Here is a 13,997-nt window from a genome sequence, read left to right on the forward strand (position 1 = left end):
GCCCCGGTTCGCCACCGAGTTTAGGGAGCTGAGGGTGCGGCTATGCCGAACGGATCAAACGTGCGCGGAGTGCGGGCGGCGTTAATCGGCGCGCGGCATGATGTCGCTTCGTGCGACAATCCTGGCGCTTGATAGAACCATAACGATAACAATGACAAACAGCTTCAAGGCATCACAGCACATTCACCGCCTGGCGGCACTCATCGTCGGACTGGCGGCCTGCGCCGGCGCGTGGGCCATGGACGTGCGCGTCGTCGGGCAGGAAGCCATCGCGCCCAAATGGGTGGCCCTGCCCGGGCGGGTCACCGGGATCTGTCCGGACGTCATGGCCGCGATCGAGCGCATCGAGCCGCGCCTGCATTTCATGGGCTACGACCGCAGCCGCTCGCTGCCCGGCATCGAAGCCGGGCTGGAGTCGGGCAAGCTGGACGCCGCCTGCGCCCTGATCGCCTCGCCGCGCCGCAATGCCATCGCGGTACCGGTGGGCAAACCGGTGTACGTCGCGCGCCATCTGCTGGTGGCGCGCGCCGGCGACACGGCCGTGGTGCGCGACATGCAGGACCTGGTGCGACTGGGCGCGCTGGTCACGACCCAGCGTGGCTCGGTGTTCACGGACTGGCTGAAAGCGGGCGGCGTGCAGGTCGACGACGCCACCGACGACAACGGCGTCAACCTGCACAAGATGCTGGCCGGACACGGCCGCTTTGCTTACCTCAACGAAGTGACCCTGCAGCACTACATCCACAGCGAGGGGCTCGGCCCGCGCGTGCGCGTGCTCCCTGTGGTCCTTGGCGCCGCGCCTTCGTATTTCTGGGTGAGCCGCAAGGCCGATCCCGACCTCGCCCGCCTGCTCGGCGCCGCACTCGAGAAGCTCAAGGCGGACGGCGAGCTGGACCGCATCTACACGCGCTGGACGGGCTTGCACTGACCCGTCGCGCCGGATCAGGCCGGCGTAAGCAGCTTCAGGCCGACGATGCCGGCCACGATCAGGCCGATCGACAGCAGGCGCAGGGCGCCCGCCGGCTCACCCAGCATGATCATCCCGAACACTGCGGTGCCGACGGTGCCGATGCCGGTCCAGATGGCGTAGGCGGTGCCGAGCGGCAAGGCGCGCAGGGCCAGGCCCAGCATGCCGACGCTGCCCGCCATCGTTGCCAGGGTGAACACGGAGGGCCACAGGCGGGTGAAGCCGGCGGTGTATTTCAGACCCACGGCCCAGGCCACTTCCAACAGTCCGGCAACCACCAGATACGCCCAGCTCATCGCAACTCCGCTCATCTTCACTCAAAGGGCCGCAAGTATAGCACCGGCGCCATGGACTCACCTGCGGCCGGCGCGTCAAAAACGAGGCGATCCCGGCAGGAATTGCGCGTGTGCTTTAAGATGACACGGCCTTACTGAATCCCCAGTCAACAAGAACAGGAGTAGCAATGACTTCGTTGTTTGATCCATTGAAAGTCGGCGCGCTGGAGCTGCCGAACCGCATCGTGATGGCGCCGCTGACCCGCTCGCGCGCCGCCGGCGAAGGCCGCGTGCCGAACGCCCTGATGACCGAATACTATGGGCAGCGCGCCTCGGCCGGCCTGATCCTGTCGGAAGCCACTTCCGTGACGCCGATGGGCGTGGGCTATGCCGACACCCCGGGCATCTGGTCCGACGAGCAGGTCGAGGGCTGGAAACAGGTGACGGCGGCCGTGCACCAGGCCGGCGGCCGTATCTTCCTGCAGCTGTGGCACGTGGGCCGCATCTCCGATCCGCTGTTCCTGAACGGCGACCAGCCGGTGGCCCCGTCGGCGCTCAAGCCGGCCGGCCACGTCAGCCTGGTGCGGCCGGTCAAGGAATACGAGACCCCGCGCGCCCTCGACCTGGAAGAGATCCCGGGCATCGTCGCCGCCTACCGCAAGGGCGCGGAGAATGCGAAGAAGGCCGGCTTCGACGGCGTCGAGATCCACGGCGCCAACGGCTATCTGCTCGACCAGTTCCTGCAAGATAAGACCAATCAGCGCAGCGACGCCTACGGTGGCTCGATCGAGAACCGCGCCCGCCTGATGCTTGAAGTGACGGACGCCTGCATCGAAGTCTGGGGCGCCGACCGCGTCGGCATGCACCTGGCGCCGCGCCGCGACGCCCACGACATGGGCGATTCGGCCCCACTGGAAACCTTCGGCTATGTCGCCCGCGAGCTGGGCAAGCGCGGCATCGCCTTCATCTGCGCGCGTGAAGCGGTCGGCCCGGACAGCCTCGGTCCGCAGCTGAAAGAGATCTTTGGCGGCGTCTACATCGCCAACGAAAAGATGAGCAAGGAAAGCGCCGAGGAGCTGCTGTCCAGCGGCAAGGCCGACGCGGTTGCCTGGGGCCAGTGGTTCATCGCCAACCCCGACCTGCCGGCCCGCCTGAAGACCGGCGCCCCGCTGAACCCGGCGCGTCCGGACAAGTTCTACGCACCGGGTGCGGAGGGCTATACCGACTATCCGGCCTTGCAGGCGAACGGCTAAGCGCTTTTGCCGCCCTTCGATATATGCATGCATATATCGAAGGGTATTTACTTCCCCCTACGGGCGGCGAAGGCAGCAAAAAATCTCCGTTCCGGCCGGCATATCAGTACGATTAATGTTGCTGACATGCTATTCTTGCGCGATTCATTCCCAGACCATCGCCGCAAGGATAACCGTGAAAACTGCTCTTCGCCTGATGCCGCTCGCCATCGCCGCCGCGCTGGCCTTCGCTCCCGCCACCCATGCCGCCACCGCCGCCGCGCCGCGCGCCGAAAACGCCTTCCTGTCGCAACAGGATGCCGCCGCCCGCGCCGCCCGCGTCTCGAACGTCGACTACGTGCTCGACTTCACGCTGACCGGCAAGGAGAACTTCAGCGGCACCACGACCCTGAGCTTCGACCTGAACGATGCGTCCAGCCCGCTCACCATCGACCTCGACAAGGCTAGCGTCAAGTCGGTGACGGTGAACGGCAAGAGCGTTACCCCGCAGTACAACGGCTGGTTCATCACCCTGGCCGCCGGCGACCTGGTCAAGGGCCGCAATACCGTCGCCATCGCGTACGAGCGTCCGCACAGCACCAACGGCGAAGGCCTGCACCGCATGGTCGACCCGGTCGACGGCCGCGTCTACACTTATTCCCACTTCGAGCCGGCCGCCGCCCACCAGATGTTCGCGGTGTTCGACCAGCCCGACCTGAAGGGCACCTACCAGGTCAACGTGACCGTCCCCGCCGACTGGGAAGTGATCTCGACTACCCGCGAGACGAAGATCGATGCCGATGGCGATGCCAAACGCTGGACCTTCCCCAGGACCAAGAAGCTGAGCCCGTATAACTTCTCGATGCACGCCGGCCCCTACAAGAAGTGGGAAGACAGCAGCGGCAAGTACCCGATGCGCCTGTTCGCGCGCCAGTCGGTTGCCTCGCAGATCAAGCCGGCCGAGTGGTTCAAGTACACCAAGTCCGGCCTCGCCTTCTTCGACGACTATTTCGGCATCCCCTACCAGTTCGAGAAATACGACCAGATCCTGGTGCCGGACTTCCTGTATGGCGCGATGGAAAACGCCGGCGCCATCACCTTCGCCGAGCGCGGCTTCATGTACAAGGCCGACATGACCTCGGAGCAGCGCCAGCGCCTGGCCGCGGTGATCATGCACGAGATGGCCCACCAGTGGTTCGGCGACCTGGTCACCATGAAGTGGTGGAACGGCCTGTGGCTGAACGAGAGCTTCGCATCCTTCATGGGCACCCTGGCCACTGCCGAAGCCACCGAGTTCAAGGACGCCTGGCGCGCCTTCTACTCGGAAGGCAAGCAGAGCGCCTATGCGCAGGACCAGCGCTCGACCACCCACCCGATCGAGGTGCCGGTGCCGTCGACCCAGAACGCCTTCGACAACATCGACGCGATCACCTATTCGAAGGGCGCCTCGACCCTGATGCAGCTGCGCCACCTGCTGGGCGCGGACACCTTCCGCAAGGGCGTGCACAACTACCTGGTCAAGTACCAGTACCGCAACGCCACCCTGGACGACTTCATCGGCAGCCTGGGCGACGCCGCCGGCCGCGACCTGAAGGGCTGGACCAGGGAGTGGCTGTACCAGCCGGGCGTGAACACCATCGCCGCCAGCTTCAGCTGCAAGAACGGCAAGATCGCTTCGTTCACGCTCGACCAGTCGGCCACGAAGCAGTTCCCGACCCTGCGCGAACAGCGCGTGCAGGTCGCCAGCTTCCGCCTGGACGGCAAGGAACTGAAGCTCGACAAGAACGTCGCCATCATCTACAAGGGCGCGAAGACGGCCGTGCCGGGCATGGTCGGCGCCAGCTGCCCCGACCTGGTGTACCCGAACTTCGAGGACTGGGGCTTCGTGAAGGTCCAGCTGGACAAGCGCTCCTTCGACACCGCGCGCACGGGCCTCTCTGGCGTCGACGATCCTCTGCTGCGCGCCATGCTGTGGCAGAGCCTGTGGGACGGCGTGCGCGACGCCAAGCTGCCGCTCAACGAATTCATCACCACCGCGCTGAACAACGCGCCGCAGGAGAAGGACTACACCCTGCTGGGCGACGTGCTGGGCAAGGTCGGCGCCGCCCGCCATTACCTCGTCGCCATCGACCCGAACAGTGCCTACGCACGCCAGGTCGACCGCCAGCTCGAGGACATGGCCTGGAACGCCGCCGTCGCCGCCAAGGGCAACGACGACTTCCAGCGCCGCTGGTTCGGCATGTATATCGGCGTGGCCAGCTCACGTCCGGCGCTGGACCGTCTGGCCGCTCTGCTGGAAGGCAAGCAGACGCTCGACGGCCTGAGCATCAACCAGGACCTGCGCTGGGCCATCATCGCCCGCCTGAACCGCTACGACTATCCGGGCGCGGCCAACCTGGTGAAGGCCGAGCAGGAGCGCGACAAGTCGGACAGCGGCCAGGCCGCGGCGCTGGCGTCGACGGTGGTGCGTCCGGACCCGGCGGTGAAGTCCGAGTGGCTCGGCACCATCCAGGACACCAAGACCAAGCTGCCGTTCTCGAAGGTGCGCACGGCGATGGGCAGCCTGTATCCGACCGAGCAGAAAGCCCTGGCCGAGAAGTCCGCCGACCAGCGCCTGTCCCTGCTGCCGCAGCTGGACAAGACGGCCGGCCCGGTCTACATGCGCGCCTACGGTCCGAGCATGATCCCGTCGGGCTGCACCCCGGCCAGCGTCAAGCGCCTGCAGGCCGCCAGCGCGCAGATGAAGGACCTGTCCGCCGGCACCCGCCGCGCCCTGCTCGACACGCTGGAAGAAGACCAGCGCTGCGTGGCGATCAAGCAGGCCTTGACGGTCAAGTAAGCAAGCCCGCCGCATGAGCTACGGCGCCGGCGCAGCAGGTTTCCCTCCCAGGAACCGCGCTGCGCTGGCGCTGATTTTTTTCATGCATATGGCGATGCTGCCGGCCTGGATGCGGCATCGTCCGGCGCCCATGCCGGAGACGCCGGAGGCGGCAACCTGGCTGCTGCGCACCGTTCCCGCGCTACCGCCGCCGACGCCGTCAAAACCCGAGGCGCCGTCCGCGCCGGGCTATCCGAGGCCGCGGGCCGGGCACCTGCCGCCGATCGCCGATTTCTTCAACAGCCCCTTGCCGCCAACGGCGAAGTCCGGCGCGCCGGCCGCCACGCCTGCCGATCCCGCTCCCGCCGCCGTGCCTGCGGCGCCCACAGTTCCGCGCCTCGAAGACGCGCATGCGCCAACCACCGTCCAGGACGCGATCCGCGAACAGAAGGAAGCCGACGGCGGCTTCGCCCTCGGGCTGGCGAAGCGCCAGGCCGGCCGCATCGACCGCGGGCTGCGCAATGGGAAATCCGGAGTGCCGGACGAGCCGGACACGCCGATGGGACGCTTCCGGCGCGGCCTCGAAGCGGCCCATGTCGACCGCTCGAAGAGCGTGCACTTCGACACCTATACCTCGCCGGACGGCACCGTCATCTACCGCAAGCGGATCGGCAACGGCAGCATCTGCCGGCGCGGCGGCAACATCAGTCCGCTCGGCATGGGACGCATGGCCATGGGTAACGAGGTGGCCGATAACATTCCCTGCCCCAGCAACGTGGAGTGGAAGAAAGACTGAGAGGGCTCAGCGCTTGCCGCCCGGGCTGTCGGCGCCACCTTTCGACGCCGCAGGCGCCGCCACGCACATTTCGGCCACCCGCTCCCACGCCCCCTCCCCCTGGCAACCGAGTGGCGGATGCTCCTGCAGCAGCTTGCCCAGCTCGACCGGCTTCATCTGGTTGACGCTGACCTTCGGATCGATCTTGATGCACATGACGTCCTGCCAGGCGGCCTGGACGTTGCGCGGAATCGGGATCGGCCCGCGCAGCTTGCGCGCCGCGGCTTCGCAGTCGCCCATGCTGCGGAACTCCCCGCGCAGATTGGCCTGGTCGAGGGTGACGTCCAGCCCCGCCTGCAGATACAGCAACAGAATCATCGTGTACATCGGCTCCCCCGCGTTGAACGGATGCTTGACCACATTAGCGCCCTGATGTTCCCGGCGCACGCCTGAGCTGCATCATCTCCGCCTTGATTGTCGCAAAGCGCGTCCTGGCGTGTCGCATGCACCGGCTGTAGAATGGCCGGCCCTACCGCAAACGCCAGGAAGGAACCGTCTTGAACTGGGATCATGCAAACCCTTTCACGCTGCCGCGCGTGCCGGTCGCCGCCGATATCGATGGGCTGAACCATACCAATAACGCCGTCTACGTGCGCTGGTGCGAGCAGATCGGCTGGGCCCATTCGGAATCGCTCGGGCTCGGCCTGGAGGATTACCGGCGCCTTGACCGCGCGATGGCGATCCGGCGCGGCGAATACGATTACATCCTGCCGACCTTCGAGAACGAGGAACTGCTGCTGGCCACCTGGCTGGTGGGCGGCGACGGCAAGCTGTCGATGGCGCGCCGCTTCCAGCTGGTGCGCGCCAGCGACCGCGCCACCGTGCTGCGCGGCCGCTGGGACCTGGTCTGCATCGAGATCGGCAGCGGCAAGCCGCGCCGCATGCCGCAGGAGTTCCTCGCCGCCTACATGCCGGCGATCGTCGACTGAACCCCTTGTGCCAATGTCACATGCGCACACGATTGATTTGACATGCGGAATCTGACATGTCACCATTCCTTTCTGTGTTGCAACAATTTTCGCTTTCCGACAAAAAAAACATCGCCATGACCGCCGCCACCGACCTGTCTTTCACCGCGCCCGGCCTCCATGGCCAGCTGGCGCAACTGAATGCCGAACAACTCGACCGCCTCGACTTCGGCGTGATCGGCTTCGGCGCCGATACCAGTGTCTGCAAGTACAACCAGACCGAGTCCGACGCCGCCGGCCTGCACGCCGCGCGCGTGCTGGGCCAGCCGCTGTTCACCAACGTCGCCCCCTGCATGAACAATTTCATGGTGGCCCAGCGCTTCGAAGACGCCCAGGACGAGGGCAATGCGCTCGACGATACCATCGACTACGTGCTGACCCTGCGCATGCGTCCGGTGAAGGTGAAGCTGCGCCTGCTGGCCGAGCCGGGCAGCGAGCAACGCTACGTGCTGGTACAGCGCAAGCTGTGAGCGCCGACGCGCACGCCCGACTGGCGGCCGAGCATGAGGCGCTGATCCAGTTCCTCTACCTTGCCCCGGTGGGTCTGGTGCAGACCGGCATCGACGGCGAGATCGTGATGATCAATCCGATCTCGGCCCAGCTCCTGATGCCGCTCTCGCGCGACGCCAGCCTGACCAATCTGTTCACGGCGCTGGAAGACGTGGCGCCCGAGCTGCGCCACCTGTGCGCAAACTTCGACCGCCCGAGCGGCATGATCTGCGACGGCCTGCACATCCACCTGAACAGCGGCGCCGCCGGCAAGCGCATGCGGGTGCCGCAGGTGCTGTCCCTGAGCCTCCTGAAGCTGGACGGCTCGCGCCTGATGGCGGTGCTGCAGGACGTCAGCGAGCAGGTGCGCCGCGAGCGCCAGCTGCGCCAGAGCGACGCCTGGCTGAGCGCCCTGCTGACCAGCATCAGCGACTATGCGCTGGTCGGGCTGGACCGCGAAGGCCGGGTCAGCGACTGGAACGAGACCATCGGCCGCGTGACCGGCTTCCAGCCCTCGGTGGTCGGCCAGCCCTATTCCGTGTTCTATCCCGAAGGCGCGACCACCGCCGAGCAGGTACAGGACCGCCTGCACGAAGCCGACGCCAATGGCTGGAGCCTGGACGAAGGCCCGCGCCTGCGTGCGGACGGCAGCCAGTTCTGGGGCAGCGCCATGATCTCGCCGCTGCCGGACCGCGAGCCGGACCTGCCCGCCGACGGCGAAGCGGCCTACTGCCTGGTCCTGCGCGACATCAGCGACAAGCGCGACACCGTCGACAAGCGCCGCAAGTCGGTGTTCTGCGACCACCTGACCGGCGTGGCCAACCGCCGCGCCTTTTTCGAAGCCGCCGAACTGGAGCTGACGCGCAACCGCCGCACGCCGCGCCCGATCGCCCTGGTCCTGTTCGACGCCGACCACTTCAAGCAGATCAACGACCGCCATGGCCACCCGGCCGGCGACTGCGTGCTGCGCCAGCTCGGCGCGGCCTTGTCGCTGACCTTCCGCCAGGTCGACGTGGTGGCGCGCGTGGGCGGCGAGGAATTCGCCGTGCTGCTGCCCTCCTCGACCCTGGCCGGCGCCGAGGCCGTGGCCGAGCGCCTGCGCCGCCTGGTCGAAAGCCAGCCGGTCGTGTGCGACGGCGTTTCGATCGCGTACACCGTGAGCGCCGGCATCGCCGCCGTCGATGCCGGCGAGACCATCGATCTCGACACCCTGATCAAGCGCGCCGACCGGGCCCTGTACGCCGCCAAGGCGAACGGACGCAACCGGATCGAATGCTGGAGCGGAGACCGCGATGCACACCGATAAGCCGATCAATCACGCCGACGCCTACGAAGCCCTGGTGCAGTTCCTGTACCGGGCCCCGATCGGCCTGGTGCAGGCGAGCCTGGACGGCGCGGTCGACATGCTGAACCCGATGTCGTCCAGTCTCCTGATGCCGCTGGTGCGCGACGGCAGCATGGACAACCTGTTCACCGTGCTGGCCGGCGTGGCGCCGCAGCTGCGCGAACTGACCGACAACTTCACCGAGCCGTCCGGCGCGGTCTGCGAAGGCCTGCGCCTGCAGCTCGGCGACGCCGCCGGGCCCGGCACGCCGCAGTGGCTCTCGCTGTCGGTGCTGAAGCTCGACCCGACCCGCCTGATGGCGGTGGTCACCGACGCCACCCATGAAGTCCAGCGCGAGCAGGAAAGGCTGGCCCGGCGCCTCAAGACGGCGGCCCGCACCGACGCCCTGACCCGCATGCCGAACCGCGAAGCCCTGCTGGAGCAGGCGCAGCAGATGCTGGCCCGCTCGTACGGGCTCGATCCGAACCGTGGCGGTTTCGCCTTGCTGTTCATGAATTGCGACCGCTTCCGCCAGATCAACGACGCCCTCGGCCAGAGCGCCGGCGACCGCCTGCTGGTGCAGATCGGCGAGCGGATCCGCGCTACCCTGCGCCCGCCCAGCGACCGCATCGATCCGAACGGCGGCAGCGGCCAGCTGGCGGCCCGGGTCGGCGCCGACGAATTCGCGGTGCTGCTCGACGGCCTGCGCAGCCGCGACGACGCCGAACGCATCGCGGCGCGCCTGCTGGACGCGCTGGGCCGTCCGCACCAGCTGTCCGGCGGCCAGGAAGTCACCTGCAAGCTGTCGATCGGCCTGGTCTGGGGCGCGGATGCCGGCGACTTCGCCGGCGAGATGCTGCGCGACGCCAGCATCGCGATGGTCGAGTCCAAGCGCGCCGGCGGCAACCAGTGCACCATGTTCGAGCCCGCCATGCGCGAACGCGCCGCGCGCCGCGCCGACATCGAGTCGGACCTGAGACTGGCCCTGCTCGAGGATCAGCTGTTCGTGGTCTACCAGCCGGTGGTCGGCCTGCGCGCCGACGGCGGCACCGACCTCTCGGCCGGGGTCGAAGCCCTGGTGCGCTGGCAGCATCCGGCGCGCGGCGTGGTGGCGCCCTTCGAATTCATCCAGGTGGCCGAGGAATCGGGCTTGATCGGGGCGCTGGGCGATTTCGTGCTGCGCCGCGCCTGCCGCGACTTCATGGGCTGGCAGCGCGAACTCGGCGACGCCGCCCCGCGCCTGCTGGCGGTGAACCTGTCGCGCGCCCAGCTGGGCCAGCCTGAGTGGCCGGCCACGGTGCGCGGCGTGCTGTTCGATGCCGGCATGCACCCGTCCCAGCTGCAGCTGGAAGTGACGGAAAGCCTGGCGGCCCAGGACCAGCAGGTGCAGCAGCGCCTGCACGAGCTGAAGGCGATCGGCATCACCCTGGCGCTGGACGACTTCGGCACCGGCTATTCCTCGCTGTCCAGCCTGCACCAGCTGCCGGTCGACACGGTCAAGATCGACCGCTCCTTCGTCTGCCAGGCCGACACCAGCCAGCACCACCGCGTGCTGATCGAAGCCACCGTGAAGGTCGCCCAGAGCCTGGGCATGAGCACGGTGGCCGAGGGCATCGAGACCGAAGCCCAGGCCGCCGCCGTGCGCGGTCAGCAATGTGCCAAGGGACAGGGCTATCTGTTCAGCCGGCCGCTGACTTCGGCGGCCCTCGTGGACTGGCTGCGGGCCGGCCTGTGCAAAGCGGCTTGATCAACGCATCGCCAGCGGCCGTCTCCGTTGCGGCGGCGGAAACCCGGCATCCAGCTGGGCCAGGTCTTCGGCGCTGAGCGCCGGCGCCAGGTCCAGCGCGGCGCGGTTCTCGCGCACGTGCTGTGGCCGCACCGCCTTCGGGATCACCACCACGTTTTCCTGCCGCAGCAGCCAGGCCAGCGCCACCTGGGCCGGCGTCACGCCATGGCGGCCCGCCACCGCCGCCAGTTGCGGATTGCCCAGCAGGCCGGCCTGCTCGTTCGGGTTCGACTCCAGCGGCGAGTAGGCCATTACCGGGATGCGCCGCTCGCGGCACCACGGCAGCAGCTCCCATTCGATGCCGCGCCGGGACAGGTTGTACAGCACCTGGTCGGTGGCGATCAGTTCGCCGCCGGGCAGCGCCGCCGCTTCCAGCATGTCGTCGAGGTCGAAGTTGCTGACGCCGAAGTCGCGGATCTTGCCCTGTTCGCGCAGGCGCACGAAGGCCTCCAGCGTCTCTTCCAGCGGCACGTTGCCGCGCCAGTGCAGCAAGTAGAGATCGATGCTGTCGGTCTTCATGCGCCGCAGGCTGCGCTCGCAAGCCGCCTGCACGCCGCGGCGGTCGGCATTGTGGGGATAGACCTTGCTGACCAGGAACACCTGGTCGCGGCGGCCGGCGATCGCCTCGCCCACTACTTCCTCGGCGCCACCCTCGCCGTACATCTCGGCGGTGTCGATCAAGGTCACGCCGAGCTCCAGCCCGAGGCGCAGCGCCGCTACTTCGCCGCGGCGGGCGGATGGATCCTCGCCCATGTTCCAGGTGCCCTGGCCGAGCACGGGAATCCGGCTTCCGGATGGCAACAGCAATCCCTTCATGCTTCCTCCCTTGCGTAAAAGCCAACCATACCGCAGACACGGCATGCAGCAAAGCGCCGCATGGGTTTGTGCGCGCACAAAAGCGAGATTGAGGCAGCCGGGTTTCCGCGCCCCTGCGAGGCGCACACTGGGCCGCTTAGAGCCGACAGGTTCTTACCGGCCCCATGCCTTGCGACCATGACACTGACGCGCTTCCGTTTCTTTCTTCTAGTCCTTGCCATGACAGGCTGCACCGTCAAGGACAACCATCCGGTGGCGGTCACGCCCCAGATCGTGCCGACCGAGCTCTACGTCGCGCCGGACGGCCTGGACAGCAACCCCGGCACGCCCACGGCACCGCTGCGCTCGCTGGCCCGTGCGGCCCAGCTGGTCACGCCCGGCACCACGGTCAACGTGCTGCCCGGCACCTACCAGGGCGGCTTCCGCACCAGCGTCAACGGCCTGGCCAATGCCCGCATCGTGTTCCGCTCCACCGAACGCTGGCAGGCCCGCCTGGTGCCGCCGCCGGCCTCGCGGCACGAGGTGGCCTGGGACAACCGCGCCAGCTACGTCGACATCCTCGGCTTCGAGGTCGACGGCTCGGCCCACGTTGCCGGACAAGCCTGGACTACAGGCATCTACAGCACCGGTTCCTATAATCGCATCGCCGCCAACCACGTGCACCACATCGCCACCGGCCAGCCCTGCACCAGCAAGGGCGGCGCCGGCATCGCCGTCGACAGTTATTACAAGGGAATGTTTTCCGAAGTCGCCAGCAACAGCGTGCACGACATCGGCCCGCCCGGCTGCCGCTACGTGAAGGGCATCGCCATGAGCACTTCGGGCACGGTGCGCAACAACATCGTCTACCGCGTGACCGAAGCCGGCATCCACCTGTGGCACGACGCCAATCGGGTGGTGGTGGTCAACAATACGGTCACGGCCTCGAACACCGGCATCCTGGTCGGCGGCGGCGACTTTTATCACAGCAAGGGGCCGAACGACCATACCCACGTGTTCAACAACATCGTGTTCGACAACCGCTACGGCATTTCCGAACAGGGCGCGACGGGCAAGCACAACAGCTACCGCAACAACCTGGTGTTCGGAAACCGCGGGGCGGACTGGCGCCTGGCCGAGGGCATGCGCCAGTCCGGCACCGTCGCCGCCGCACCCGGCTTCATCGGCTACTCGCGCAGCGGCACGCCGGACTTCCGCCTGGCGGCGGATTCACCGGCGATCGGCAAGGGCCTCGAGCATGGCGCCGACGGGCCCGACTTCTACGGCAAGCTGCGCGGGCCGGCGGATTCGGTCGACATCGGCGCCTGCCAGCACTGAGTTCAAGAGCGTTTGACGCTCTACAGGATCTCGTTCACCCGTTCCGAAGGCCGGCACAGGCGCACACCCTTCGGCGTGATCACGAAAGGCCGGTTGATCAATATTGGATTGGCGACCATGGCGTCCAGCAGGGCCTCGTCGTCGGCGCCGTCCAGTCCCAGCTCGGCGTAGCGTGCTTCCTTGCTGCGCACCGCCTCGCGCACCGACAGGCCGGCGTTCGCGATCATTTCCCTCAGCTCCTCGCGTGCGGGCGGATTGGCCAGGTAGTCGACCACTTCGGGTTCGTGGCCGGCGTCGCGCAGCAGGCCGAGCGTGGTGCGGGAGGTGCCACAGCGCTGATTGTGAAAAATCTTGATATCCATCGTTAAATCCCAGGTTGCAGAATGCGTGAGTCTTGTTGCTCAGGCGAGGCATGATACCGACGGCGCTACAACGCTTCCAGTTTTTTCGCTTGTCCGGCGTTTTTTCCCGCTATAGAATCGCCGCTTTATTTGCCGGGACGAAATGAAAGAAGCCCGGTTGAAAGAGACACAATGCAAGAATACCTGACGCGCCCGGCACAGCTGCCGACCTGGGGCCAGCGCACCGCCCTGCGCCTGCTGAACCTGATCGGCTGGAATCTATATTTCAAACCCCTGCCCGGCCCGCACGGCATCGCCGTGGTCTACCCGCACACCTCGAATCTCGACTTCTTCGTCGGCCTGCTGGCCAAGTGGGCGGTCGGCCTGCAATTCCGCTGGCTGGCCAAGGATTCCCTGTTCCGCGGCCCGATGGGCGCCATCATGCGCTATTGGGGCGGCGTGGCCGTCGACCGCAGCGCGCCGCAGGGCGCCATCCGGCGCCTGGCCGAGACCATGCTGGCATCGAAGTGGTTCTGGCTGGCGATCACGCCGGAAGGCACGCGCGGCTACCGTCCCTACTGGAAGAGCGGCTTCTACCGCATCGCGCTGGCGGCCCAGGTGCCGGTGCTGCTGGTGTCCATCGATTACGGCAAAAAGGTCGTCGACGTCACCAAGACCATGACCCTGAGCGGCGACGAAGCCGCCGACATGGCCGCGATCGCCCAGGCCTACGAAGGCGTGCAGGCGAAGTATCCGAAGGATGCGGCGCCGATCCGCCTGGCCGAGCCGGGCACCGACGACGCCCGCAAGCAGACCTCGGGCAAATAAG

14 protein-coding genes are annotated in these 13,997 nt (G+C 67.3%); 10 read left to right on the plus strand and 4 right to left on the minus strand.

Annotated elements, in window-relative coordinates:
• Positions 1 to 151 precede the first annotated feature (151 nt).
• A complete protein-coding gene (locus tag AC1DOP_RS05195; protein ID WP_441933407.1) occupies positions 152 to 928 on the plus strand; it encodes a substrate-binding periplasmic protein in 777 nt (258 codons plus the stop codon).
• A 14-nt stretch (positions 929 to 942) separates the two neighbouring features.
• Here the strand turns inward: AC1DOP_RS05195 and sugE are convergent, their stop codons facing one another.
• Positions 943 to 1,263, minus strand: coding sequence for a quaternary ammonium compound efflux SMR transporter SugE (gene sugE / locus AC1DOP_RS05200; protein ID WP_441933409.1), 321 nt, complete (start codon positions 1,261 to 1,263; stop codon positions 943 to 945).
• 167 nt (positions 1,264 to 1,430) lie between these two features.
• On the opposite strand from sugE, the gene AC1DOP_RS05205 reads away from it, so the two are divergent.
• The 3 genes from AC1DOP_RS05205 (at position 1,431) to AC1DOP_RS05215 (ending at position 6,088) form a co-directional block, all read left to right on the plus strand.
• Positions 1,431 to 2,495 carry an alkene reductase gene (locus tag AC1DOP_RS05205; protein WP_441933411.1) on the plus strand — a complete coding sequence of 355 codons (1,065 nt, stop codon included), beginning with the start codon at positions 1,431 to 1,433 and terminating at the stop codon, positions 2,493 to 2,495.
• Between the two features lie 175 nt (positions 2,496 to 2,670).
• Positions 2,671 to 5,313 carry an aminopeptidase N gene (gene pepN / locus AC1DOP_RS05210; RefSeq protein ID WP_477250190.1) on the plus strand — a complete coding sequence of 881 codons (2,643 nt, stop codon included), beginning with the start codon at positions 2,671 to 2,673 and terminating at the stop codon, positions 5,311 to 5,313.
• A 13-nt stretch (positions 5,314 to 5,326) separates the two neighbouring features.
• On the plus strand, positions 5,327 to 6,088 hold the full coding sequence (locus AC1DOP_RS05215; RefSeq protein ID WP_441933415.1) for a hypothetical protein: 762 nt from the start codon (positions 5,327 to 5,329) through the stop codon (positions 6,086 to 6,088).
• A 6-nt stretch (positions 6,089 to 6,094) separates the two neighbouring features.
• Here the strand turns inward: AC1DOP_RS05215 and AC1DOP_RS05220 are convergent, their stop codons facing one another.
• On the minus strand, positions 6,095 to 6,454 hold the full coding sequence (locus AC1DOP_RS05220) for a hypothetical protein (RefSeq protein WP_441933417.1): 360 nt from the start codon (positions 6,452 to 6,454) through the stop codon (positions 6,095 to 6,097).
• Positions 6,455 to 6,624: 170 nt separating this feature from the next.
• Between AC1DOP_RS05220 and AC1DOP_RS05225 the strand changes: the two genes are divergently transcribed.
• From AC1DOP_RS05225 to AC1DOP_RS05240, 4 genes are all read left to right on the plus strand, one after another.
• Complete coding sequence (locus AC1DOP_RS05225; protein ID WP_441933419.1) at positions 6,625 to 7,056, plus strand: acyl-CoA thioesterase; 432 nt, start codon at positions 6,625 to 6,627, stop codon at positions 7,054 to 7,056.
• Positions 7,057 to 7,172: 116 nt separating this feature from the next.
• Positions 7,173 to 7,565, plus strand: a complete 393-nt coding sequence (locus tag AC1DOP_RS05230; RefSeq protein ID WP_441933421.1) for a phosphonate transporter — start codon at positions 7,173 to 7,175, stop codon at positions 7,563 to 7,565.
• A complete protein-coding gene (locus tag AC1DOP_RS05235) occupies positions 7,562 to 8,890 on the plus strand; it encodes a sensor domain-containing diguanylate cyclase (protein WP_441933422.1) in 1,329 nt (442 codons plus the stop codon). Before AC1DOP_RS05230 ends, AC1DOP_RS05235 begins: the two co-directional genes overlap by 4 nt.
• Positions 8,877 to 10,655: a putative bifunctional diguanylate cyclase/phosphodiesterase gene (locus tag AC1DOP_RS05240; RefSeq protein ID WP_441933424.1), complete on the plus strand. Its 1,779-nt coding sequence runs from the start codon at positions 8,877 to 8,879 to the stop codon at positions 10,653 to 10,655. Before AC1DOP_RS05235 ends, AC1DOP_RS05240 begins: the two co-directional genes overlap by 14 nt.
• Here the strand turns inward: AC1DOP_RS05240 and AC1DOP_RS05245 are convergent, their stop codons facing one another.
• Positions 10,656 to 11,510 (minus strand): aldo/keto reductase, encoded by an 855-nt coding sequence (locus AC1DOP_RS05245; RefSeq protein ID WP_441933426.1) that lies wholly within the window; start codon positions 11,508 to 11,510, stop codon positions 10,656 to 10,658.
• A 219-nt stretch (positions 11,511 to 11,729) separates the two neighbouring features.
• Between AC1DOP_RS05245 and AC1DOP_RS05250 the strand changes: the two genes are divergently transcribed.
• Positions 11,730 to 12,827 carry a DUF1565 domain-containing protein gene (locus AC1DOP_RS05250; RefSeq protein WP_477250194.1) on the plus strand — a complete coding sequence of 366 codons (1,098 nt, stop codon included), beginning with the start codon at positions 11,730 to 11,732 and terminating at the stop codon, positions 12,825 to 12,827.
• A gap of 20 nt (positions 12,828 to 12,847) precedes the next feature.
• Here AC1DOP_RS05250 and arsC read toward each other — a convergent pair whose 3' ends face one another.
• Positions 12,848 to 13,189, minus strand: a complete 342-nt coding sequence (gene arsC / locus AC1DOP_RS05255) for an arsenate reductase (glutaredoxin) (protein ID WP_441933428.1) — start codon at positions 13,187 to 13,189, stop codon at positions 12,848 to 12,850.
• 171 nt (positions 13,190 to 13,360) lie between these two features.
• Here arsC and AC1DOP_RS05260 point away from each other — a divergent pair, with 171 nt between their 5' ends.
• On the plus strand, positions 13,361 to 13,996 hold the full coding sequence (locus tag AC1DOP_RS05260; protein ID WP_441933429.1) for a 1-acyl-sn-glycerol-3-phosphate acyltransferase: 636 nt from the start codon (positions 13,361 to 13,363) through the stop codon (positions 13,994 to 13,996).
• Position 13,997: the final 1 nt, after the last annotated feature.

The sequence above is a fragment of the Massilia sp. 01N410 genome (genome assembly GCF_056399665.1).